General features: G+C 58.0%; 17 protein-coding genes, 1 tRNA gene and 2 pseudogenes. 2 read left to right on the forward strand and 18 right to left on the reverse strand.

Annotated elements, in window-relative coordinates:
* The 16 genes from AC6I7A_RS11760 to AC6I7A_RS11835 all read right to left on the reverse strand — a co-directional run bounded on the left by AC6I7A_RS11760 (position 1) and on the right by AC6I7A_RS11835 (position 20,569).
* Positions 1-927, reverse strand: coding sequence for a 2-hydroxyacid dehydrogenase (locus tag AC6I7A_RS11760; RefSeq protein ID WP_058958295.1), 927 nt, complete (start codon positions 925-927; stop codon positions 1-3).
* Entirely contained in the window at positions 927-1,769 is an 843-nt protein-coding gene (locus AC6I7A_RS11765) for a GNAT family N-acetyltransferase (RefSeq protein ID WP_058958296.1), read from the reverse strand. The genes AC6I7A_RS11760 and AC6I7A_RS11765 overlap by 1 nt, the downstream gene beginning before the upstream one ends.
* 10 nt (positions 1,770-1,779) lie before the next feature.
* On the reverse strand, positions 1,780-3,111 hold the full coding sequence (locus AC6I7A_RS11770; protein ID WP_046102142.1) for an NAD(P)/FAD-dependent oxidoreductase: 1,332 nt from the start codon (positions 3,109-3,111) through the stop codon (positions 1,780-1,782).
* Between the two features lie 56 nt (positions 3,112-3,167).
* Entirely contained in the window at positions 3,168-4,832 is a 1,665-nt protein-coding gene (locus AC6I7A_RS11775; RefSeq protein WP_009089411.1) for an ABC transporter ATP-binding protein, read from the reverse strand.
* Positions 4,829-5,680 carry an ABC transporter permease gene (locus tag AC6I7A_RS11780; RefSeq protein ID WP_058958297.1) on the reverse strand — a complete coding sequence of 284 codons (852 nt, stop codon included), beginning with the start codon at positions 5,678-5,680 and terminating at the stop codon, positions 4,829-4,831. The genes AC6I7A_RS11775 and AC6I7A_RS11780 overlap by 4 nt, the downstream gene beginning before the upstream one ends.
* On the reverse strand, positions 5,677-6,633 hold the full coding sequence (locus tag AC6I7A_RS11785) for an ABC transporter permease (protein ID WP_046102143.1): 957 nt from the start codon (positions 6,631-6,633) through the stop codon (positions 5,677-5,679). Before AC6I7A_RS11785 ends, AC6I7A_RS11780 begins: the two co-directional genes overlap by 4 nt.
* 27 nt (positions 6,634-6,660) lie before the next feature.
* Positions 6,661-8,268, reverse strand: a complete 1,608-nt coding sequence (locus tag AC6I7A_RS11790; protein ID WP_046102144.1) for an ABC transporter substrate-binding protein — start codon at positions 8,266-8,268, stop codon at positions 6,661-6,663.
* 81 nt (positions 8,269-8,349) lie between these two features.
* Positions 8,350-9,627, reverse strand: a complete 1,278-nt coding sequence (locus AC6I7A_RS11795) for an NAD(P)/FAD-dependent oxidoreductase (protein WP_058958298.1) — start codon at positions 9,625-9,627, stop codon at positions 8,350-8,352.
* Positions 9,628-9,636: 9 nt separating this feature from the next.
* Positions 9,637-10,305 carry a haloacid dehalogenase type II gene (locus tag AC6I7A_RS11800; protein WP_046102145.1) on the reverse strand — a complete coding sequence of 223 codons (669 nt, stop codon included), beginning with the start codon at positions 10,303-10,305 and terminating at the stop codon, positions 9,637-9,639.
* Between the two features lie 28 nt (positions 10,306-10,333).
* Positions 10,334-11,803: an aldehyde dehydrogenase family protein gene (locus AC6I7A_RS11805; RefSeq protein ID WP_058958299.1), complete on the reverse strand. Its 1,470-nt coding sequence runs from the start codon at positions 11,801-11,803 to the stop codon at positions 10,334-10,336.
* A gap of 445 nt (positions 11,804-12,248) precedes the next feature.
* Positions 12,249-13,706 carry an NAD-dependent succinate-semialdehyde dehydrogenase gene (locus tag AC6I7A_RS11810; RefSeq protein WP_058958300.1) on the reverse strand — a complete coding sequence of 486 codons (1,458 nt, stop codon included), beginning with the start codon at positions 13,704-13,706 and terminating at the stop codon, positions 12,249-12,251.
* 160 nt (positions 13,707-13,866) lie between these two features.
* The gene (cbl, locus tag AC6I7A_RS11815) at positions 13,867-14,826 is read right to left on the reverse strand and encodes an HTH-type transcriptional regulator Cbl (RefSeq protein WP_009089396.1); all 960 of its coding nucleotides are present in this window, start codon (positions 14,824-14,826) and stop codon (positions 13,867-13,869) included.
* An 883-nt stretch (positions 14,827-15,709) separates the two neighbouring features.
* Positions 15,710-16,627, reverse strand: coding sequence for a nitrogen assimilation transcriptional regulator NAC (nac, locus tag AC6I7A_RS11820; protein WP_009089395.1), 918 nt, complete (start codon positions 16,625-16,627; stop codon positions 15,710-15,712).
* A gap of 452 nt (positions 16,628-17,079) precedes the next feature.
* The gene (locus tag AC6I7A_RS11825) at positions 17,080-18,105 is read right to left on the reverse strand and encodes an ABC transporter permease (RefSeq protein ID WP_181161923.1); all 1,026 of its coding nucleotides are present in this window, start codon (positions 18,103-18,105) and stop codon (positions 17,080-17,082) included.
* 23 nt (positions 18,106-18,128) lie between these two features.
* Positions 18,129-19,613, reverse strand: a complete 1,485-nt coding sequence (locus tag AC6I7A_RS11830) for a sugar ABC transporter ATP-binding protein (RefSeq protein ID WP_046102148.1) — start codon at positions 19,611-19,613, stop codon at positions 18,129-18,131.
* A 32-nt stretch (positions 19,614-19,645) separates the two neighbouring features.
* Positions 19,646-20,569 carry a sugar ABC transporter substrate-binding protein gene (locus AC6I7A_RS11835; RefSeq protein WP_009089392.1) on the reverse strand — a complete coding sequence of 308 codons (924 nt, stop codon included), beginning with the start codon at positions 20,567-20,569 and terminating at the stop codon, positions 19,646-19,648.
* Between the two features lie 505 nt (positions 20,570-21,074).
* Between AC6I7A_RS11835 and AC6I7A_RS11840 the strand changes: the two genes are divergently transcribed.
* Positions 21,075-21,150 (forward strand) — tRNA-Asn (locus AC6I7A_RS11840).
* Positions 21,151-21,212: 62 nt separating this feature from the next.
* Here AC6I7A_RS11840 and AC6I7A_RS11845 read toward each other — a convergent pair.
* Together AC6I7A_RS11845 and AC6I7A_RS11850 are read right to left on the reverse strand one after the other, a co-directional pair.
* Positions 21,213-21,544 (reverse strand): annotated as a pseudogene (locus tag AC6I7A_RS11845) (type II toxin-antitoxin system PemK/MazF family toxin).
* A pseudogene (locus tag AC6I7A_RS11850) lies at positions 21,545-21,800 on the reverse strand (AbrB/MazE/SpoVT family DNA-binding domain-containing protein). It abuts the pseudogene before it with no gap.
* 561 nt (positions 21,801-22,361) lie between these two features.
* Between AC6I7A_RS11850 and AC6I7A_RS11855 the strand changes: the two are divergent.
* Positions 22,362-24,311: a hypothetical protein gene (locus AC6I7A_RS11855; protein ID WP_058958411.1), complete on the forward strand. Its 1,950-nt coding sequence runs from the start codon at positions 22,362-22,364 to the stop codon at positions 24,309-24,311.
* The last annotated feature ends 37 nt before the right edge of the window (positions 24,312-24,348 follow it).

A 24,348-nucleotide genomic window follows, 5' to 3' on the forward strand; every position in this document is an offset into this window, starting at 1 on the left:
TCAATATCCTCGTGAGCGGTCGACCAGACCGTGCAGCGGCTCACCACGCTGATAACGGCGCAGGTTCTCCAGCAGCGCCGCAATGGCGCTCTCATTCTGTGTCTGGCTGGCAATGTGCGGCGTCAGCCACACGGCGGGATGGTGCCAGAAGGGGTGGCCCGGCGGTAACGGCTCCGGGTCGGTGACATCAATCACGGCGGCGCGGAGCTGGCCGCTCGCCAGCGCCTGCAGCAAAGCGTCATGATTAAGCTGCTGACCGCGCCCGGCCTGCACCAGTGCCGCACCCTGCGGCATCTGCGTAAACAGGGTGTGATTAAGCAGACCCTGGGTGGTGTCAGTCAGCGGCAGCAGACAGACCAGAATCTCGCTGTGCGCCAGAAAGTCCGCCAGATCTCCGGCACCGTGCCAGCAGCGCACGCCGGGCACGTGGCGCGGCGTGCGGCTCCAGCCAGCGCAGTCAAAACCCAGTGCGACCAGCTGCTGCAGCGCAGCCTGACCGAGTTCGCCCAGCCCCATCACGCCCACCCGCCGCTGAGCCGCAGGCTTCACCTGATGCGGCTGCCACTGCTGCTGGCGTTGCTGATGAAGATAGCGTGGCATGTCACGATGCAGCCCGAGCACCGCGAAGGTGACATATTCCACCATGCCCTGCGTCAGACCTGGCTCAATCATTCGTATGACCGGCAGATCGGGCGGCAGCGCGCTGAAGTCAAACTGATCGGCGCCGGCGCCGACAGAAAACAGCAGTTTCAGCCGGGGAAACAGCGCCGGAATATCGGCGGGGGGCTGCCAGGCCACCAGCGCCTCAACCTCTGCCGGATCGCCGGTCTCCGGCCAGATATGCAGCTGAATGTCGGGGGCATGCTCCGCCAGCCAGCGCTGCCAGATCCGTCCCCGTTCCGGTTCCGATTTATAGACGATATGCATCAGGCCATCGCCTGGGTCATTAAGCCAAAGGCCTGCATCCCCTGTGGCGTCCAGGGGGTGCCCCGGACCATCGTGGTCGGCGCATCCACCTGATCCAGCCCGAGGGTGTTGAGCCAGCTGGCCAGCGGCAGGCTGGCGTCGGTATCAATGCGCAGAAACTGGCCCTGCAGTGGCTGCATCAGGGTTGCCACCAGCGCCTGTGCCACCGGCAGCTCCGCGGCGATCACCGGCCCAATCGCCCAGCCGTGTCCAAACCGGCGCAGGCTGGCGAACCCCTGAATCTGCTGCTGATCGTCCTGTAACAGCAGGGTCTCACAGTCGCCCAGCAGATGGTCGAACAGCGCCGGACGATGCATGCCGTGCGCCTGCTGATCCAGCTTCACCAGCGCGGCGTGATCCGCCAGTGTCGCCGGTCGCAGATGCAGTCCGGCCGGGATCACCACGTCGGGCAGTGACGCCAGTGCGCGGGTCTGGTGCTGGCGGATCTCGCCGCAGCTGACAAAACCGAGCTTTTCATACAGCCCTTTGCCCATTTCGGTGGCGTGCAGCCGCACGTTGCCGTCGGGGACTTTTTCCAGCTGCGCCAGCATCAGCTGTTTGCCGAGGCCCCGCCCCTGCTGCTGATTATCCACAATCACCAGTCCCAGCGTGGCGGCGTGTTCGCCCCAGCGCCAGAGCACGGCGCTGCCAATCACTCTGCCCTGCTCTTCAATCACCGTGCCTTCGCCCAGCTGCAGCGCCAGCTGCCAGTCTTCGCGCCGGTGGGGCCACTTCAGCGCCTGCGTCATGCGGTAGCACTGTTCAATATCATCTGGCGTCATTGCGCGTAGTGTCAGGCTCATTGCGTTCTCCTTACATCATGCCTGGGGTGTCTAATCCGCTGCCGTCAACCAGACGGCTGTAGCGATAAGGGGCAGGGTCGACAATCGGGGTGGCCCCGGTTGCCAGATCGGCTGCCAGGCGTCCGGCACCCGGCCCGATGCCAAAACCGTGCGCGCTGTAGCCCGCCGAGAGCACCAGCCCCGGCAGTTTCGCCACGGTGGAGATCACCGGAATGGCGTCCGGCGTGCTGTCGATCATGCCGCCCCACGCCTGGGCCAGCCTGAGATTCGCCAGCGCCGGATATTCACGGCGCATCGCGGCCAGCCCCTCTTCCACGATTCGGCTGTCTGCCGCCGGATCGAGAATGCGCACCCGCTCAAACGGCGACGGGCGATCAAAGGCCCAGCGCCCCATCGCTTCGGGGCCTTTGAAAAAGGGCGACAGGCCAAGGTTGAGGGTGAGATTTTTGCGGCGGCTTTTAAATGTCGGATAGAACTGGCGGGCATAACGTAGCCCCTGCGCACCCGGCTCCAGCCGTCCGCGCCCCGATACCGAGACGGTATAGCTGCCGTCCATCTGCGGGCGGCAGGCGAAGCCCGGCGTATAGAGCGGCATCGCAATCGCCTGCTCTATCGGCTGCGTGCGGAAAGCCGTGCCGATGACATTGCCCAGCGGCAGATCGATGCCGTGACGACGGCAGAACATGGATGTCCAGGCCCCGGCGGCACAGATCACCCGGCTGGTTTTGATCAGCCCGCGTTCGGTCCAGACGCCGCTGACCTGACCCGCGGCGATATCCAGCCCGCGCACCGCACACTGCTGAAACAGCAGCGCACCTTTTTTCATCGCGCCCGCCACCAGGCCCGGCGCCGCCAGGCGGGGTTCCGCATGGCCGTCCGTTGGCGCAGAGAGGCCGCCCCGCCAGGCGGTGGTACTGCCGGGCGTCATCGCTTTTGCCTGCTCAGCGGTAAGAATCGAGCTGTTGACGCCATACCCCTTAGCCATCTGGATCCACGCATCCCAGGCGGCGATGTCTGACTCTTCCCGCGTGGCGTAAACCAGCCCGCTGCGACGGAATCCCAGCTCTTCGCCGGTTTCCGCGTTCAGCTCCCCCCAGCGTTGCAGGGCATAGATGATCAGCGGCAGCTCCCGCTCATCGCGGTTCTGCTGACGACACCATCCCCAGTTGCGGCTCGACTGCTCGGCCCCCACCAGGCCTTTTTCGATCAGCACAACCTTAACGCCCTGCTTCGCCAGTTCCCAGGTGGCGGCGGCCCCGGCAATACCGGCGCCAATCACCACCACATCGGCGGCGTCGGGAAAGTCCGTACTGTCCTGTACATAACGAATCGGTGCAGGCATAACAAAACGACCTCTGTTGTAAATGAAAAGGAGCACGCCATGACGCCAGCGGCCACCTACTCTGCTTTTAAAATCTCTTCATGCTCATCCAGCCAGCCCTGACGCAGCTCAGGCACAGCGCGTTTCAGCCGCTCAAAGTAGAGCTCGCTGGTGGGCTTGTCGTAGTCGCTGCGGGCCAGCTGGGTCACGATGCGCCCGCTTTTCATCACCACAATTTCGTCGCACACGGCGCGCACCGCATGCATGTCGTGGCTGATGAAGATCACGGAGAGGCCCAGCTCCCGGCGCAGTTCACTGATGAGGTCGAGCACGGCGGCCGCCACCACGGTGTCCAGCGCCGAGGTAACCTCATCACACAGAATCAAATCGGGCTCAGCCGCCAGCGCGCGCGCCAGATTAACGCGCTGCTTCTGGCCGCCCGACAGCGCCCAGGGACGCCGTCCCAGCACGCTGCGCGGCAGCTGCACCAGATCCAGCAGCTGATTGAGCCGCTGCTGACGGGCCGCACCGCTCAGACCATGAAACAGCGTCAGCGGACGCGACAGAATGCGCTCAACACTGTGAGCCGGATTCAGGGCGGTATCCGCCATCTGGAACACATACTGAATGCGTCGCAGCTCGTTGTCAGGGCGTTTCTGCATATCGCCCGCGATATAGTGACCGTTAAACAGGATGTGGCCGTGACTCGGGGCGTTGAGCCCGGCGATGGCGTGCGCAAGCGTGGTTTTGCCCGAGCCGGACTCCCCGATAATGCCAATCGCCTGCCCTTTCCATAGCCTGAGGTTGACGTCTTCCAGGATGCGCACCTTCGGGTGGCCCTCCCTGTCGCGCGGGCCATAACCGGCGCAGAGATCGCGCACTTCCAGCAGCGGCTGAATATCGGCCGCCGCGGGACACCAGCTGCTGGGCCGCTCTTTCTGGCGCGCCGCATCCATCAGCAGGCGGGTGTACTCCGCCTGTGGCGCGCCAATCAGATGTGCGGTCGTGCCATATTCCGCCATTTTGCCGCGCAGCAGCACCAGAATCCGATCGGCCATCTGCGCCACGACGGCCAGATCGTGACTGACGTAAATGGCGGTGACGCCGCGCTGCACCACCACCCGGCGAAAGGCTTTCAGCACCTCGACCTGGGTAGTCACATCCAGTGCGGTGGTGGGTTCATCCAGAATCACCACGTCCGGGTCGCCAATCAGCGCCATCGCCGTCATCAGACGCTGCAGCTGACCGCCTGACACCTGATGCGGATAGCGGTCACCGATGCTCTCCGGATTGGGCAGCGCCAGCTCACGGAACAGGCCAATCGCTTTTTCCCGCGCCGCTTTGCGGGTCAGGGTGCCGTGAATGACCACCGGCTCAATCACCTGATCGAGGATTTTCATGCCCGGATTAAACGACGCGGCGGCGCTCTGAGCGATATAAGCCACTTTATTACCGCGAAAGGCGCGCAGCTGGCCTGGCGTCAGGCTGCTGACGTCGGTGCCGGCGACGTGAATATTGCCCCCGGCAATCCGGCAGCCGCTGCGGGCGTAGCCCATCAGGGCCATCGCGATGGTGGTTTTGCCCGAGCCGGACTCGCCAATCAGCGCCAGCACCTCGCCTTTCTGCACGGTAAAATGAATGTCGGAAACCAGGTCGATCTCTTCGCCGCGATCGGTCTGCGCGGTGACGCGCAGTTTATCGACCGAAATCACCGGCATAGCCGTATGGGGTGTCACGTTCATGCTCCCTCCTTCGCCAGCGTCAGCGGACGCATCGCCTGCAGGCTGTCGATAAACAGGTTGGCGCCAATGGTCAGACTGGCAATGGCCAGCGCGGGCATCAGCACCGCCGGTGAGCCGTCAAACAGCCCCTGCATGTTTTCACGCACCAGCGTGCCCCAGTCGGCATAGGGTGGCTGCACGCCCAGGCCGAGAAAGCTCAGGCCGCTGAGCAGCAGCACGATGTAAACAAAGCGCAGGCCAAAGTCGGTCAGCATCGGGTGCACCATGTTAGGCAATATGTCGTGAATGGCGATATGCCAGCGGCTTTCGCCCCGCAGCCGTGAGGCGCGGACGTAGTCCATGCTGCGCAGCGAGCTGGCCATGGCAAAGGCGATACGGAATGCGCCCGGCCAGTAGGTAAAGACCGCCGTCAGGATCAGCATCGGCAGCGACGAGCCAAAGACGGCGACGATCATCAGCGACAGCACTTTTCCCGGCAGCACCAGCAGCGCATCGTTGATACGGCCCAGTAACTCCTCCAGCCAGCGTCCCGTGACCGCCGCCAGCAGCGCCAGCAGCGTGCCGACCAGGCTGGCCAGCAGCGCCGCGCTCAGCGCCAGGCCGATTGAGAACTTCGCGCCATAGAGAATGCGGCTCAGCATGTCGCGGCCAAGATAGTCGGTGCCCAGCAGGTTGTCCGCCGTCAGCCCGCCCATCAGCGGCCCGCCGCCGATATCATCGATGCTGTGCGGGGCCAGCGCGGTGCCGAACAGCGCCATCAGCAGCCAGAACAGGGAGATCAGCAGTCCCATCCGGCCAGACCAGGAGAGTGACTGTAAGAAACGCCAGGGCAGCAGAAGAGTATTCATGCGCTTCTCCATTTCGGGTTAAAGGCGATAGTCAGGATGTCGGCCAGCAGCAGCAGCACCAGATAGCAGGCGGCGAACAGCATGACGCAGAGCTGCACCACCGGCAGATCGCGGTTGCTGACGGCATCCACCAGCTGACTGGCCAGACCGGGATAGCTGAAGATGGTTTCGATGATGATCACCCCGCCAAACAGATAGGAGAGGCTGAGTGAAATCGCGTTGGCAATCGGGCCAACCGCGTTAGGCAGGGCGTGACGCAGCACGGCTCTGAGCGGTGACACCCCTTTCAGCCGCGCCATCTCCAGATAGGGGCTGTCGAGCTGATTGATGATCGCCGCCCGCGTCATCCGGGCCATCTGCGCCACCAGCACACAGCAGAGCGTCAGCACCGGCAGCGCATAGGCTTTGAGGTAACTCAGCAGGTCGCTGTCCGGGCTGCCGAACGACATCGCCGACACCCAGTGCAGCCTGACGGCGAAAATCAGCACCGCGACCGTCGCCACCAGAAACTCCGGGACGGCGACCGTTGCCATAGTGCCGATAACCAGCGCCCGATCGAGCCGTGACCCGCGATTCATCGCCGCGATGATGCCGATGAGCAGCGCCAGCGGCACGCAGATCAGCGTGGTAATGCCCGCCAGTTCAAACGTCGCCGGAATGCGCTGGGCCACCAGCTGTGCGACTGGCAGATGGCTGGCAAACGAGGTGCCGAAATCGCCCTGCAACATGCCTGTCAGCCAGTGGACGTAACGCATCAGCAAAGGCTGATCCAGCCCCAGCTGCTGCCGTAACGCCGCCACCGTCTCCGGCGTGGCGTTCTGCCCGAGGATCATCTGCGCCGCGTCACCCGGCAGCAGGCTGGTGATGAAAAACACCACCGCCGAGACGATAAGCAACGTCAGGATGCCGGCACCGGTTCGCCGGGCAATCAGGAACAGCATATATCGGTTCATCGGCGTTCTCCTTACTCAGGTTCCGGATCAGGCGGTCAGCCAGGCAAACTCATGAAAGCGATACCCCATCATCATGCCCGACGGCCAGGCTTCCACCCCTTTGACCTTTTTGCTGTAGCCATCGGTGGAGCTGATAAAGGTCGGGATGAGGGTGCCGCAGTGGTCATAGATCAGCGTCTGCATGTCGCCATACATCTGCTTGCGTTTCGCCTGATCGCGTTCCCCCCGTGCCGCCACCACCAGCTGGTCAAACTGCGGATTTTTCCAGCCCGATTCGTTGCTTGGCGCGGTAGAGAGATAAAACTGTGAGAAGAGCATGTCGAGCGTCGGACGCGGGTTTATCGAGCCATATCCCACGGGATCTTTAGTCCAGTGCGACGACCAGTAGCCGTCATACGGCACACGTCGCACTTTGATGTTAAGCCCGGCCCCGCGCGCAATCTGCTGGATCATCTGACCGCCTTCGGTTGCCCCTTCAATGTTGGGCGTGGTTACGATCTCCACCGTTGACCCGGCCATCCCGGCTTTTTTGATGTGGAATTTCGCCTTTTCCACATCCAGCGGGCGCGGTTTCAGGTCGGCGTTGTAGAGCGGATGCCACGGTGGCACCGGGGTGTCGTTACTGACGTCACCGTAGCCCTGCAGGACCGTTTTCACCAGCATTTCGCGCGGCTGCAGATATTTCATCGCCAGCACAAAATCTTCGTTGCTTCCCGGCTTCACGTCGGTGCGAATAATCAGGTTGGTGTACATCCCCGATTTACTCTCCAGCACGCCGAAGTCGCTGCTGGCTTTGATGCGCTTGCAGTCGGCGGCGGTCATGGCCGCGACGATCTGCAGATCGCCCGACATCAGCGCATTGACGCGCGCGGCACCGTCGGTGACGCCTATCAGCTCCACCTCATCCAGGTGCGGCAGGCCCGGCTTGTAATAGTTGGGATTTTTCGTGCCGATGGCGCGCACGCCGGGCATAAAGGCTTTGCAGATGAACGGCCCGGTGCCGATCCCTTTGCTGAAATCTTTGGTGCCATCCTGCACGATTAAAAACGGCGGCGTGGCCAGCATGTAAGGGACATCGAAGTTGGCGCTGTTCAGCTCCAGCAGCACCTCATTGTCATTGACCGCGGTGAAGGTTTTGAACTGGTCGGCCAGCTTGAAAGCGATGGAGGCGATAGCCGGATCTTTGTGGCGGCTGAGTGAGTAGATGACATCTTTGGCGGTCAGCGGTTTGCCGTCATGGAAGGTCACGCCCTTACGCAGCTTGATATGCCAGGTGACGCCATCGCCCGACTCCACCGATTCCGCCAGGGCCGGTTGCACCATCAGATTTTTATCCAGCTCGGTCAGGCCGCTGTAAAACATAAACTGGCGGGTATAGTCGGCGCTGTTGTTACTTTTGGCCGGGTCGAGCGTGTCGGTGGCCGACGCATTCGACATCGCCGCGCGCAGTTTACCGCCCTTCACGGGCTTATCGTCCGCCTGTGCTGCCCCGGAAAAACCGATCAGGCCGCTGCTCATCACCGCACCCGCGGAGAGGATTTTCATCAGGCTGCGGCGTGACAGTGTGCCTTCGGTGATCATGCGCGTCAGTGCCGGATTTACCGCATCAGCGTCGTTATTATCAAATTTACTCATCTCTGTACCCTCAATAGTCAGGCGAACCGGGGATCATTTTCTTACGGTGCTGGCAACCTGGCAGCCAGCCTCCGATGGGGGTTATGAAAGGCGATCCTTTGCTTTGTAATAGAGTCCTGCGAGCGGTAAAAACCATGGCTTACCGTGATAACCGGGCAGCGCGGGCCATGTCTCACGCTGCCAGGGATTGTCCGTCGCTTTTTCAGCCAGCAGGTCGGCCATGACCCGCCCCATCCAGACCGACATCTGGGTGCCGTGACCGCTGTAGCCCAGCGAGTAGAAAACGCCATCCTGTTCACCGGCGTGAGGCAGACGGTCGGCCGTCATATCGACCATGCCGCCCCAGCAGTAGTCCACCTGCGCCTGGCCGAGCTGGGGCAGCATCTGCGTCATCGCCCGGCGCAGGATCTCGCCACTGCGGGAGTCCGAGGTGGGATTGCTGACCGCAAACCGGGCGCGCCCGCCAAACACCAGACGGCGATCGGCGGTGGTGCGGAAGTAGTTGCCGATATTCAGAGAGGTGACGTAGGTGCGGTCCTGCGGCAGCACCTGTTGCAGCAGCGCCGGGTCCAGCGCTTCCGTCACCACAATAAAGCTGCCGACCGGCACGATGCGGCGCTGAAACCAGGGAAAGGGACCGACGTTGGAGCAGCCGGTCGCCATCAGCACTTTATCCGCCAGCAGCGTGCCCTGCGCGGTGTGGACCCGGTGCTGATACCCCTTCATCCGCTCTAACTTCGTCACGGCGTGATGGGGGAAAATTTTTGCGCCGCTGCGGGCGGCCGCTTCGGCCAGACCGACACCAAACTTGCCCATGTGCATCTGACCGCCACGCTGCTGCAGCAGGCCACCGTGAAAGTCATCGCTGGCGATCTCGTCACGCACCGCCGTTTTGTCGAGCAGGGCGATCTCCGGGTCAACGGTGCGGCGCATCAGTTCATAAGCCTCCTGCAACCCGGCCATATGAGACGCTTTGCTGGCGAGCTTGAGCTTGCCACACAGCCGGAAGTCGCAGTCGATCGCTTCGTCCTGGATCAGTTGCCGGACATAGCTCACGGCATCGTCAAACGCCCGATAGAAGCGGCTGGCCTGCTCCAGGCCCTGACTGGCCACCAGCGCGGCGAAGTTCTGCGCCACACCGGTGTTGCAGTGGCCACCATTGCGCGCCGACGCCTGGCTCATAACTTCGCCACTCTCCAGCAGCACAACGCTGATTCCGCTGCGCGCCAGGCTGAGCGCCGCCGAGACGCCGGTGAAGCCGCCGCCGATCACCACCACGTCAGCGTGGGCCGGCAGCGGTTCGCGGGCGGCACCGGTAAAGGCGGGAGCCGTGGCCTGCCAGAACGATTCCAGTTTCATGGGGGTTCCTCAGAGTCCGACGACGCCAGGCAGGCCGCCGATGTCGTTAATTTCGGTGTACCCGTAGTAGGGGTTTGCCGGCTCATGGCCGCGATTGACCCAGACTTTGTTTTTGATGCCGAGATCGTGTGCGGTCATCAGGTCATAGCGGAAACTGGAGGAGACGTGCAGGATCTCCTCCGGGCCGCAGCCGAGCTTGTCCAGCATGTACTCGAAGCCCTTCATCTGCGGTTTGTAGGCACCCGCCTCTTCCGCCGTAATGGTCATGTGGATGGGCGCGCCCAGACGCGGAATATGATGCGGGATCAGATCTTTCATTGAGTTGGTGAGCAGCACCAGCGGAAACGCTTCGGCGACTTTCGCCAGACCTGCCGGCACGTCGGGATGCGGGCCCCAGCTCGCGCAGTCGGTGTAGATAAAGTCGCTGTCGGCTTTCTCCCAGCGAACACCCCATTTTTTACAGGTGCGCTGAATCGCATTGCTGACCACGTCGTAGTAGGGTTTCCATGCGCCCAGCACTTCATCCAGGCGGTAGGCTGAAAAGTCCCGGGTAAAGGCGTCCATGTCGGCCGGGTCGACGCGGTCGCTGAAACAGCGCTGCGCGGCGCCGGCCATATCGAAGCGAATCAGCGTGCCGTAACAGTCGAACGTGATAAATTTCGGTTTAAACAGAGCCATGTCACACCCTCATAGTCGTCAGTTGTGCTTAGAAATCGATAAGAACGCTCTTCTGGCGCTGGCAGGCCTGAAATGCCTGACGCCCTAAATCTTTACCAATGCCGGAGCCGAGAAAGCCGCCGGTGGGGATGATGAAGTCGCCGGAGCGGCCATAGCGGTTGATCCAGACGGTGCCGGCGTCAATGGCGCGCATGGCGCGCAGCGCACGCGGCAGGCTCAGCGTGTGCACCCCGGCACAGAGGCCGTAGATCGCATGTGCCGCCATCGCCAGTCCCTGCTCTTCATCATCAAAGGTCTGCACCGTCAGCACCGGGCCAAAGATCTCCTGCTGCACCGCCGGGTTATCCTGGGTGACGTGGCTGAGCAGCGTAGGCTGCCAGAACCAGCCCTCGTCGGTGTCGGCAAAACGCGCGCCGCCGACAATCACCTCGGCACCCTGCGCTTTCGCCGCCTCAATGACCGAGCTGACTTTGTTGCCCTGGCGCGCATCAATCAGCGGCGCGTAGCGGCTGCTCTCCTGCCAGGTGACGCCCGGTTTCACTTCCCGGCAGAGCTGCGCCAGCCGCTCAACCAGCGGATCGGCGATGTTGCGCTGCACAATCAGGCGGGTGCCCGCCACACAGGCCTGACCGCCGTTAGCGGTGAAGCCGCGCAGAATGCGCTGGGCCAGCACCTCAGTGTCGCCTGCATCATCAAAGACCAGCTGCGGACTTTTGCCTCCCAGCTCCAGCGTGACCGGTTTCATGCCGAACTGTGCCGCGTCGCTCATGATGCGTGCACCGGTCTGCGTCGAGCCGGTAAACGAGACTTTGCGCACCAGCGGGTGTTTCACCAGCGCACTGCCGGTGACCGCCCCACTGCCCTGCACGATGTTCAGCACCCCGGCCGGTAAGCCCGCCTGAATCGCCAGTTCGGCCATGCGCACGGTGGAGAACGGCGTCAGTTCAGACGGCTTGAGCACCACCGCATTGCCCGCCGCCAGCGCCGGACCGCATTTCCACGACGCCATCGACAACGGGAAATTCCACGGGGTAATCGCGCCAATCACGCCATAGGGTTCAGCGATCAGCATGCCGAGGCTGCTGTCGCGGGTGGGAAAGAGATCGCCGCTGTATTTGTCAGCGCATTCGGCATAGAAGCGAATCGCTTCGGCCGTGAAAGGGATTTCGTGCTGCACCACGTCGCTGATGGGTCGGGTCGATCCCAGCGCTTCCAGCTGGGCCAGCAGGGGATCCTGCTCAATCAGATCTGCCCAGCGGCGCAGAACCCGGCCACGTTCCCGTGGCGCGCAGCCTGACCAGCCGCTGGTTTTCAGCGCCTGATGCGCCACGGTCACGGCGTGATCGACATCTTCTGGCGTGGCGTCCCGTAGCTGCGCATAGACCCGGCCGTCTGAGGGGCGTTTAACCTCAGACAGGGCACCCTGGCCTTGCACGTGCTGGCCGCCAATATAATGGCCAGCCGGAAGAGAAACGTTTTCAGGGTCGAAACTTAACATGGAATAATTCCTTATTTGTTACACCCATCAGTTGCTGGTTAATTCGTTTTTCAGCCGCCGATTTCTGCGCGGGTAATAAGCTAATGCAGAAAGTATGCCAGCCGGGCAAAAAATAAAAATGCGTTTAAAACAGCGCAAAAAAATTTTCTGCCGTATTGCCGGATGATTTTTTGCGGAATTGCCGAACAATTAAACAGATGATTTACTTCACAAAAATCCTGCGCTCTGCTGGTGCAGCCTGCACGGAAATTGCACCAAAGCGGATATTCCGGGCAAGGCGGATGATTAACTGAAGCCTGCCCCGCCGGTTTACTGAAGCACTTCACATCCCGAATCATTTCTTATGTTTTAAACCCGATACGTTGACGCCGAAAAAAATCATCCGGAATAGCCGACAAAAAAAACGCCAGCCGGATGAACCGGCTGGCGTTTAATTACTCGTTATTCACAGACTGCCGATATGAAACGTTTTTTGTTCCAGATATTCATCAATGCCGTAACGTGATCCTTCCCGGCCAATGCCGGAGAGTTTCACTCCGCCAAAGGGAGCCACTTCCAGTGAGATCGCACCGGTATTGAAGCCGACCATCCCGAACTCCAGCGCTTCCGCGACCCGCCACGCCCGCCGGATGTTCTCGGTGAAGAAGTAGGCCCCCAGACCATAGGGCGTGTCGTTCGCCATGGCGATCGCCTCCTCTTCACTGTCAAAAATAAACAGTGGCGCGACCGGGCCAAAGGTCTCCTCATGTGCGATGCGCATCGAGGCGGTCACCTCCCCCAGAACCGTAGGCTGTACAAAGGTGCCATTGCCCTGGCTGATGCCGCCGGTCAGCAGGGTTGCGCCCTGGCTCAGCGCATCATCAATGTGACCATTCACTTTTTCCACCGCTCGGTCATTGATCAGCGGGCCGATGGTGCTGTCAGGCGCAAAACCATCGCCCACTTTCAGCGTGGCGACCGCCTCCAGCAGTCGTGCGGTAAAGCGCGCATAGATACTGCGCTGCACCAGAATGCGGTTGGCGCAGACGCAGGTCTGTCCGGCGTTGCGAAATTTGCTGAGCATGACCCCGGCCACCGCAACCTCGATATCGGCATCCTCAAAGACAATCAGCGGTGCGTTTCCACCCAGCTCCAGACTCAGACGTTTGATGCTGTCGGCGCTCTGCTGCATCAGTAACTGCCCGATCCGGGTAGAGCCGGTAAAGGAGATTTTGCGCACCGTGCGGCTCCCGGTCAGGGCCGCGCCAATCTCCGTGGGCAGGCCGGTTACTACCTGCAATACCCCGGGCGGGAAACCGGCGCGCTCTGCCAGCACGGCCAGCGCCAGCGCGGAGAGCGGCGTCAGTTCTGAAGGTTTAACGATGATCGGACAGCCAGCCGCCAGCGCAGGCGCTACCTTGCGGGTGATCATCGCAATCGGGAAATTCCACGGTGTAATCGCGGCGGCCACGCCGACCGGCTGTTTCAGCACCAGAATGCGGCGGTCATCGCTGGGCGCGGGAATGGTATCGCCATAAATGCGGCGCGCCTCTTCGGCGAACCATTTCACGAAGCTGGCCCCGTACAGCACTTCCCCTCTGGCTTCTGCCAGCGGTTTACCCTGTTCGGCGGTCATGATGATTGCCAGGTCATCGGCATTTTCAATAATCAGCTGATGCCACTTCTCCAGCAGCGCGGCACGGCTGGCATTGGGCGTCCTGCCCCAGCTGATGCGTACCGTTTCCGCATAAGCAATGGCCTGCTCCGTTTCGGCGTATCCCAGCGCCGGGATCGTCGCCAGCGTTTCACCCGTGGCGGGATTGGTAACCGGCAGCGTGGCCCCCTGCTGCGCATCCTGCCAGCATCCGGCAAACAGCGCCTGCTGGCGCAGCAGATCGCTGTCGTTGAGTTGAAGTTGCGACATAACATCCCCCTGTAGTGAGCTGCTTCCACTTTATCGCGCCCGGTGAGTGCAGGATGTTGTTTCAGGGTGAGAGAGAGGCTGGCGAAGAGGTTTTAAGCAGGCTTTCGAAATTTTATGCCGTGGGGGAAACCCGGCGCATCCTGCCGGATGCGCGGAGTGATTAAATCTGGAAGTCGATAACCGGCTCGTCGTCGCTGCTGTACGAGAGCGCCTGACGCTTGATCTCCTCCAGTGACAGGTTGGCGTTGCAGAGTTCCAGAAACTGCCAGACATAGTTGCGTTGCAGCTGACCGCGCTTCAGGCCGAGCCAGACGGTGCTGGCATCGAACAGATGGGTGGCATCAATGCGCACCAGCTCTTCACTCTCTTCGGTTTCACACGCCTGGTCGGCCAGAATCCCGACGCCTAACCCGAGCTTAACGTAGGTTTTCACCACGTCGGAGTCCTGAGCGCTGAGTACGATGTCCGGTTTCAGACCGGCGCTCTGGAAGGCGCGATCCACCCGGGAACGGCCGGTAATGCCCTGCCGGTAGGTAATAAGGGGATGGCGGCTGAGGGTGCTCAGCGAAACGGGCTGGTTCTGCACCAGCTCATGCCCTTTTGGCACCAGTAAGGCGTGGTGCCAGCTGAACCAGGGAAAAGCCGCCAGGCTGCTGTTGTTAACCAGCATCTCACTGGCGATGCCGACATCTGCCTCTCCCGCCAGCAGCATCGATACAATCTCCTGCGGGGAGCCCTGATTGAGTTCCAGCCGGACATTCGGATAGAGCTGGCGAAACGCTTTGATGATCTTCGGCAGGCTGTAGCGCGCCTGAGTATGGGTGGTGGCGATCGTGAGGATACCGCTGGTTTCATTGGTAAACACATCGGCCAGGCGGCGGACTTTACCCGCCTCATCAAGGATGCGTTCGGCAATGGTCAGCAGCGCTTTACCCGGCTCGGTCATTCCCAGCAGACGTTTACCGCGGCGGATAAAGATCTCCACGCCAAGTTCATCTTCCAGATCCCGGATGTGCCGACTCACACCCGACTGGGAGGTAAAGAGCGTGTTAGCGACTTCCGTTAAATTAAATTCACAGCGGGCCGCCTCGCGGATAATTTTAAGCTGCTGGAAATTCACGGTATTTACCTCCCTTTACATAATCTGATTCTGTGATGGTAAGAACTATTATTGATAACGGGAAATACTAAAAAATTTGGCTTTATGAATTTAGGGAATAAAGGGTGGGGTTGTTCGTTGCGTGAATGGGCGCTGGGGAAGGTCGCTACGCGGGTTGAGTCTGAGCAAGTTTCGTTCGCCGGATAAGTCCGGCAGTTTCAGTTTCGCCTCTGCAGGCGACCGACAAGGGGGCGCCAGTCGCCGCGCCCCCTTGACCCCGGGCTCCGGCCTGCCTCACCGCCGCTTCGCGGTCCCTTCGCTTCTTCCGGATTTCTCACGGACCGGCAGGACGCGCCATCCCTGGCGCGACCCTGCCTCTTCGCGACATCCCTGTCGCTCGTCCTGAAATCCCTCATCCGCTCAGCGGCTCAGACGGCCTCCCTCCCCGCTGTTATCTCTTCTTCTACTGTTAAGAACTTTACTGCGGTGAGTTTTAAAGAATGTCTTTGGCTTCGGTGCAAACAGACAACGCTCCATTTAGGAAAAACGAAGATATCAAAGGCGGGGGTGTGGGAGAGGCATCCGGCGCGCTGAGGAGCAACCGGAGGCCAGGATGAGCCGACAGGACGTCGGCGAAAGGACGGCACGAGCCAGGGATGGCGAGTCCGGACGGTCCGTCGGCCGCAGGGCGTGACGAAGGTACCCCGCAACGCGGGGCGCGGAGGCTGCCGGACGCCGGGATTGTTAAGGGGCGGGCGTCCGCCCCTTGACGCGTCCGCCTGCACGGGCAGGCTGAAACTCCCTCACGCCTGGCGGGCGAAACCTTCTCAGAGCCAGCCCGCCGCCAGGTAAACACTCCCCACCGCCAAGTGAAAACGCCCCGCGCCTGGCAGGCCCCCTAGTATTAACTCACTAACATCAGCTCCCGCTCCTCGTTCAGCGGCGTGTTCAGCAGCGACAGCAGGATGTTTTTCACCGCCTGTGCGGAAGGCGACAGCGGCAACCGCGCGGAGATGTTCAGCGACAGCGGCAGACTGAGTGAGGGACTGTTGATGCGCGCCATCCAGGCATCCGTCGACCCCACCAGCGAACGGGCGGCGGATTCCGGTAATACGGTTACGCCCATGCCGCTGGAAATGGCGGCGGTCAGGGTAGAAATCGATTCAATCTCACCGATAATGCGGGCGCTCAGGCGACGCAGGGAAAACGCTTCATCAACCCGCTTACGCACCGCACTGTAGTCGCGCGGCAGGAACAGGCTCATCTGCGCCACATCCGCCAGATCAACGCTGGCACCCGGGCAGTCGGTGGCGCCCACCAGATAGAGATCCTCTTTCATCAGCGGCATGCTGTTGATCCCGGCTGTGGGCGCGCGGTCGTAGAGCACCGCCATATCCAGCTGACCGGACATCACTTTCTCATTCAGTACGCTACCGCTGTTTTCGTGCAGGTAGACCAGGACTTCAGGAAACTGATCGCGAACGGTCTGCAGCAGCGGCATCGTCAGCGAAGAGGCCGCGGTACCTGGTGCCAGACCAATTGAAACCTGACCACTGAGGATCTGACCGGCATTGATGACCGCCGTCTGGGCCTGCTCACACTGGCGCAGAATGGTGCGCGCATGACCGTAGAGAATCTTACCGGCCTCTGTCGGCGTGACGCCCCGCTTGGTGCGGATCAGTAACTGCTGATCCAGTTCATTCTCCAGCGTGGCGACCTGCTGACTGAGTGCAGGCTGGGCGATATGCAGCACTTCCGCTGCCTGCGTCAGACTGCCGATATCGACGATTTTCACAAAGTATTTCAGTCGTCTTAAATTCATCTTGCCTCCGTCACTAGCCCTGAATAGCGAATAGGATCTGCGTCCTTCGCCTGATGAGAGAGATTTTGCAAGATGCAGGCCAGGTTTAAATATCGCTCCCTGACTAGACTCAGGATTTTTCCTAACGGCCCGGAAAATAAGCGTTTCTGATTACCTCTTAGGGGTTAATAAGGATCGGGAATGGCTGAGCCGGGAAGCCAGACCGCCCGGACGCACTGTGACAGTGCATTTGCTGCGAGGAGGGTGTGCAGAAAAGTGATGACGGGTTGTACAGTTTTAGTGCAGTGAAAGGGCATGACATCGGCTGAAGGCCTGTCTGGCCTGCATCGCGGCTTAACCGGCCTGAAAACGATGTAACCGCTATCAGCGGGATTTCTTATCATGAAGCGCCGTGATGAATAAACAGCAGGTGCTGCCCTCTCCCTGTCGCTGAAGAGGGCAACGGTTGCCGGTCAGCGTTTTTTGCGGTTGCGATGCATATCGATAGAGACGGCTGCCACGATAATGATCCCTTTGATAATGTCCTGAATGTAGGCATCGACACCCACGAAGGTGAATCCGCTTTTAATCAGGCCGAGGATCACCGCACCAATCAATGTACCTGTGATACGCCCGACGCCGCCCATCAGACTGCTACCACCGATAACGGCTGCGGCAATGGCGTCCAGCTCGTAGGACATCCCCATGCTTGACTGACCGCTGCTGACGCGCGCCGCCAGAACCACACCAGCCAGACCCGACAGGGCACCCGCAATGGTGTAGACAATGATCAGATACTTATTAACGTTGATCCCGGAGACTTTCGCCGAGGTCATGTTGCCGCCGATGGCATACACATATTTGCCGTAGCGGGTATGTTTCAGGGCGATATGGAACAGCAGCGCGACCGCCAGGAAAATCACAACCGGCATCGCGCCCTGGCCTATGGCGGTAAAGCCGTCAGAGAGGAAGCTGATCGGATTGCCCTGAGTGTAGTACTGCGCAAGGCCGCGAGCCGACACCATCATACCCAGCGTGGCGATAAAGGGCGGAATACCGGTACGGGTAATCAGCACCCCGTTGACCAGCCCTGCCAGCAGCCCGACTCCGATACCGGCAGCAACCGGGATGACCGCGGGCATATTGACCAGTGACGGGAACATCGGTGAGAGACTGTCGGAGGTCTGCGCCAGACTTGCAGCCACCACCGCCGCCAGGGCGATCACGGAACCGGAGGAGAGATCGATGCCGGTCGTAATGATGACCTGGGTCACGCCGACGGCAATAATCCCGATAATCGCCACCTGCAGCACAATCAGGATCAGGCGATTGGTGTTGAGCAGGAAAGACTGGTCACGCACATACCAGCCGAACATTTCAAAAATCAGTGCAATCCCCACCATCACCACAAAAATGCCGGTATCTTTCGGCAGCTTATGACGCAGACTGGCAAAAAAAGAGGGTTGCTGCGGGGCTGCCGGGGTGGCAGTAACTTTCATATTGCTCATAGTGGTTTCGCGCCTCATTCGGATGCCAACGACAGAATGGTTTCCTGATCGGCTTCTTCTTTATCGAGGATGCCGGTTATACGCCCGCCGTGCATGACCATCACCCGGTCGCTCATGCCAAGGATTTCCGGCAGTTCAGAGGAGACCATGATGATCGCCACGCCACGGTTGGCGAGTTCACTGATTAAGCGGTAAATCTCCGCTTTTGCGCCGACGTCAATGCCACGGGTCGGCTCGTCCAGAATCAGAATCTTCGGCTGAGCCAGCAGCCAGCGGGCAATCAGGACTTTCTGCTGATTTCCGCCGCTGAGGTTATTGATGATCTGATCCATTGTCGGGGTTTTGATATTGAGACGGCGGATTTGGTCCATGCAGTCCTGCGCCATCTTCACATGGCTGACAAAGCCGCTTTTACCGCTGTACTCCGGCATATTGACGATGCTCATGTTCTCCATCACCGAGAGCACCAGAAAGAGTCCGGATTTCTTACGGTCTTCGGTCAGGAACGCCATGCCCTTTTCGATCGCGGTGGACGGCGAGTCGATCGTCACCGGTACGCCATCAATTAAGATCTCGCCGCTGTCAAAGCTCTCCATGCCAAACAGACTCTCCATCACCTCGCTGCGACCGGCGCCCACCAGCCCGGCGACGCCGAGGATCTCCCCGCGCCGCACGCTGAAGCTGACATCGGTGAAACGATCTTTGCAGGTGAGGTTTCGCACCGTCAGCACCTCTTCGCCAATGGCGCTGTTAAATTTCGGAAACAGCTGGGTCAGTTCACGCCCGACCATCTGGGTGATCAGCGACTGGCGGGTATACTTCTCCGTCTGGTCGCTGGCGATCCAGCTGCCATCGCGGAAAATGCTGACCTCATCGGTGATGGTGAAGATTTCATCCATCTTGTGACTGATGTAGATGATCGCTTTGCCCTGCTCGCGCAGGTCGCGAATGATGGTGAAGAGATGCGCCACTTCGGTTTCCGTAAGCGCGGAGGTGGGCTCGTCCATAATGACGACGTCCGAGTCCCAGGAGACCGCTCTGGCAATCTCGACCATCTGCTGTGAGGCGATACTCAGTTCACCCACCATCCGATCGGCTTTCAGGCGGATGTTCAGGCGGTTGAGCAGTTCCTGTGTCACCTGATTAAGCCGGGCGTGATCGACAAAACCAAATTTCATCGGCTCGCGGCCCAGCCAGATATTCTCAGCGACGGTCATGTAGGGCACCAGGTTAAGCTCCTGGTGAATCATCGAAATGCCGGAACGCAACGCGTCCATGGTGTCGTGAAACTGCACCGGCTCCCCTTTAATTTTGATGGTGCCCTTATCGGGACGATAGATCCCGATAAGGCACTTCATTAAAGTGGATTTGCCCGCGCCATTTTCGCCCATCAAGGCATGTACCGTTCCCGGACGCACCCGCAACGAGACGTTGTCGAGGGCTTTCACGCCGGGGAAGAACTTGCTGATGCCTTCGGCTTCAAGCGCAAACGCGTTCATACATCACCTCCGTCAGGCTGAGTCGGGAACGATTATTTCAGGTTACGCTGGGTAAACTGTTCCATGTTCTCTTTGGTAATCAGCTGGTAAGGGATGTTGATAATTTTCTGGACCTGTTCGCCTTTCACCAGTTTGATCGCAGTCTGCACCGAGCCTTCGCCCTGCCCCTTCGCATCCTGGAAGACGGTGGCGACCATCTTGCCCTGCTTCAGCATCTGCAGTGCATCCGGTGTACCATCGACGCCAGCAATCAGGATTTTGTTCGGGTTTTTACCCAGTGCCTGCAGCGCACCGATTGCCATTTCATCGTTGTTCGACGCGATAGCATTGATTTCATCACCGGCCGTCATCCAGTTACTGACCACATCCACCGCGTCGTTACGGGTAAATTTGGCGGTCTGCTTCTGAACAATTTTGATGCCAGGATATTTAGCGGCCACCTCTTCCACACCTTTGGTACGGTCGCGGGTCGATTCATTCGCCAGGTCACCCATCAGAATGGCGACGTTGCCTTTGCCGTTCATTGCTTTAGCCAGCGCTTCCATCTGTAACCGCCCGGCCAGTTCTGAATCGGACCCCACATAGGCCATTTTGCCGGTGAGTTCAGCCCCTGGACGGCGGTTAACAAAGATCAGCGGGATGCCCGCTTTTGACGCCTGATCCATAATCGGTTTTACCGCATTTGTGTCGACCGGGTTGACGATCAGGGCATCGACACCCTGACCGATAAAGTTCTGCACCTGCTGCAGCTGCTGTGAAACGTCGCCTTTTGCATCCTCAACCTGCCCTTTAACGCCATCTTTCTGCATCTCTTTCTGCATGGCCGTGCGCAGAATGGTGAGGAAGTTGTCATCAAACAGCGCCATTGAGACGCCGACCGAAATATCTTTTGCCATAACCGCGGCAGGTAACATGCAGGCTAACAGTGAGGCGACAATCGTTTTTTTGATGTTCATAGGGACCCTTCTTATTTGTTAACTTGCTCAGCGGCTGTGACCGCGAATGAAAAATATCTTTTACATTCACCCAGCCTGTCTGGCGTCTGTTTCGGGAATTTTGAGGTTAGACTTCGGCTTCTGGCTATTTTTGTGATCGACCACTCCTTTTCACAATCACTTGATCTGCAAACAGTTACTTCCGACCTGCCGTTTCAGTTTCCGGGGAAAATGACGACCGTAACGCTAAGCAGTTTATTTATTCCATAAAATCTCGTTTTGAAATTTTTATCATAAAAGCACTGAAACGGCTGTTTTGACATCGGCAAAGAACAAAACTTTGACATGCCTCTAACATCTGCAGAGAAATGCCCGCAAAGTGAGATCCTGTTGGCAGTTTGAAAAGCCAGCAGATTCGGGAAAAATTCACCAATCCGCTGCTTTTACGAGCATCCGAACGCATTTCGTTAAACAGGGCTTTGACAAGCGGGATCGGCGCCGCTAATATTCGCCCCGTTCAAGCGATTCCTCTGTAGTTCAGTCGGTAGAACGGCGGACTGTTAATCCGTATGTCACTGGTTCGAGTCCAGTCAGAGGAGCCAGAATTAGAAAAGCCCGCTCAGGGAAACCTGAGCGGGCTTTTTGCTTTTCTGCGTCTCTGATGTTAACTCAGAATCGCATCCAGCCTGGCAAGCACCTCATTTACCACAGCGTCAGGTATGCGTTCCAGTCGCATGCCGTTCCGGGCAACCATATCAATGGTTCTGGCTGGTCGCAGCGAACATCACCCGTTGTTTTTGTCCCCGCCCCTTCCAGTGAAACGGTGAAACCTGCTGTACGTGCAAAGTTACCGCCGCTGGTAACTGGAACCACTACCGGTAGCCGGGTCAGCTTGTTAAACGATGCCTTAGATACGATAAGTACCGGACGTTTTCCACTTTGCTCGTGGCCAGCAATCGGAACCAGTGAAACAAGCCAAATTTTCCCTCTTTCCATTTATAGGATCTCCTTGCCCACCGCAGGCGCATCAATCCATTCCCGTTCCTCTTCGCTCATTTCAGCGTGCGGATCGCACTGCGCCAGCAGCTCCTCAAGCGAATAATGAGGTCGTTTCTGGGGTTCGATAATCAGCATCCATTGTTAATGGTCATGCCGACTTCGCTGTCCGTAGATAGCTCCAGCGTTTTAAGCACGGCGGGAGGAACCGCCAGCATGATGGATCCGCCGACCTTTTAAGACGAGTTTTATACATAGCGCACCTCCAAATATTATATTTTGATATAACATCCTTGGCGGGAGGTGCGCAATTATTCATCAAATTCATGGTGATTTCCTTTTCGTAATGAAGTGGGCAGAAAGCCGTTATTCATCGGAGGGCGGTGCTGGTGGGAACGAAATGTGTCACTAAGAAGGCAGATAATAGAAAACTGTTTTTGCGGTTCAAAGGATTATGGCGAATCGGATAAACGAAATACGAGGCGGTTTCCGGATCAGGGCTGTCTCGGAGGAGCATCAGCAGTAGCGTGAAGGTTAGATTTATCCGGGCCCGAAGCCGTAGGCTTAAGCAATCAATCTTCCGCTTTTGGGCCAGCGGTGGGTAAGCGTATTAGCCAGCGCGGGGCTTTCTTTTCCACAGTAACCAACATTTCTCGGAGTTCCAATACCGGCCCCTGAATTTAAAGCCACGGGCATAAGATTTCACTGTCGGGCAAAAACAGCAACAGGAAGTGGTGTAATACAGTTCGCAGATTGTTATAAATTTAAGCACAGGTCGCTAATCTGTCATCTTCACCAATTTTACGGAGGGAGTCAGTTGAATACTATTGAACAACAGATTGTTAAGCTGGGACCACCAGTAGGAAAAGCAGATGCTTATATACCTCTGGAGCTTATGGAGCCGAAAACGTTTGAACTATTTTGTTGTGAGCTCATAAAAAAACGGCTAAAAAGCGGAGAAATAGTTGATGCCATGACGATTGGCATTTCCGGCCAATCACAATTTGGGGCGGATATTTTCACACATCATCAGCACGGCAATCAGGATATTTATTCGTTATACGAAGTGAAACGTTGTGAAAAATTCACAACGAATCAATATCTATCCACTATCAATCGCTTTAATGAACATAGGGAGAAATGGCATGTTAAAATCAATGAGTTTCACATTTTCCTCAGTGAGAAAGCGTCAGCGAAATTAATCACAGAATACAAAAAACAAGAGGCTTTTTTTAAGGAACTGAATATAGTACATCGTCTTCTTGATTCGGAACTGATCCACGACTGGCTGAAAAATCTGCATTGCCCAGAGCTGTTGTATCGTTTTTGTCACGAGAGCTGGGTATCTCTTTTTTATGGTGAGCGAGCACTGTTAAATATCAAAAACTATGGCTTGTGGGACTATAACGAATCTTCTGCCTGGCGAAATTACACGCATCCATATGAACACATTATTGGTGATACCTATACACTGCAGAATGATCACGTGTTTATTCAGGCGTTTTTACCTAACCTGAAGGGGAATCCCCTCTCCTGTTTCATTGATTTTCGTAATGGCCGCTATAGCCATGTTTTGCTAACGATGAGTCAGAATGACCTGCTAAATTCTGCCTTCGAAGGGGTCGGTAGCCCACCGGAGGCGGGAGTCAGACCGTGGGTTTTAAAAGAACTACATGGCGAAAATTATTATTGCGATATTGGTAATTGCCGCCTTGTACTTACCCTAAATGAAACTCAATCTCTCTGCGAAGCTTTTGATAAGTTCTGGATGTGCTATAAACTGCGCATGGAAGAAATTGACCGGATTTGTCGCACCGTTGATTTCTCGAACAGTACTCCCCTCGGTGATAATATTCATCTTATTTCGATTCCTTACTGGCTATGGGGTCGCATCAGCACCTTTTGTCAACATCATGATTATCTGGATACCGAAGGCGAGTGGTCGATATTTAATCCTGCCCGTGAGCGCATTATGGTCTTTACCCGTCATAAAGACAAAGTAATGAACGAAGGGCATCACGTCACACTATTAGCCAGCCGCGACCCTAATTTTAATAGCCTTACTAATCATCGCGTGGCGCTAATCTGGCAACCTCCCAGTCGATACGATATCGATAGTATGGAAAAGGACGCCATCGGACCTCGTAATTACTGGGATGCGTTGACGACATATTGCTGGCTGATGGAAAAATTTATCCCTGCAGCAGATAGCTGGTACTGTGCTAATTACTTTCCAGAACGCAGGGGCTGGCAACGACTGCCATTTCGCGCCCCCCGCCATATCCCCTATACATCCGATGATATTTACTCCAACTACCACCCGGAAAGTAATATCTCTGTTGAACAAGTAGACAGCAAACAGAGTCTACTGGCGTTGCTGAATGAACTACAAGATTTTTTTAATATCTACACTCGCCGGGTGTACTTTAAGGCAAATGAGTTTGAGCAACTTTGCGACGCTTTTCTCTATTTGTTAAACAAGACTACTGTCAATTACTGGGGTTATATCCGCAGTAGCGTCGGCGCTTCGCAGGAAGACCATGAGTCCGTGGTAACAGCATTGCAAAAATATAGGACGGAAAGTTCGGTTCATGAAAAGAATTCGTCCCTGTATGATTATCTGCTTCGCGGTATGATGGCGCTCTTTCGTGATGGCGACTGCCATATCAATGAAATGGAAGCGCTGAAGGTTGCAATGCTGGTGCGCCCCTTTGCGGATAAGGTGTCAGAGGGGCGTTTTTTGCGGCGCTGTCAGAGGCGGTTGTGAGTGGAGGTTGCCAATACTGATTTGGCATCAGCCACTC

This window comes from Type-F symbiont of Plautia stali (assembly GCF_059731105.1).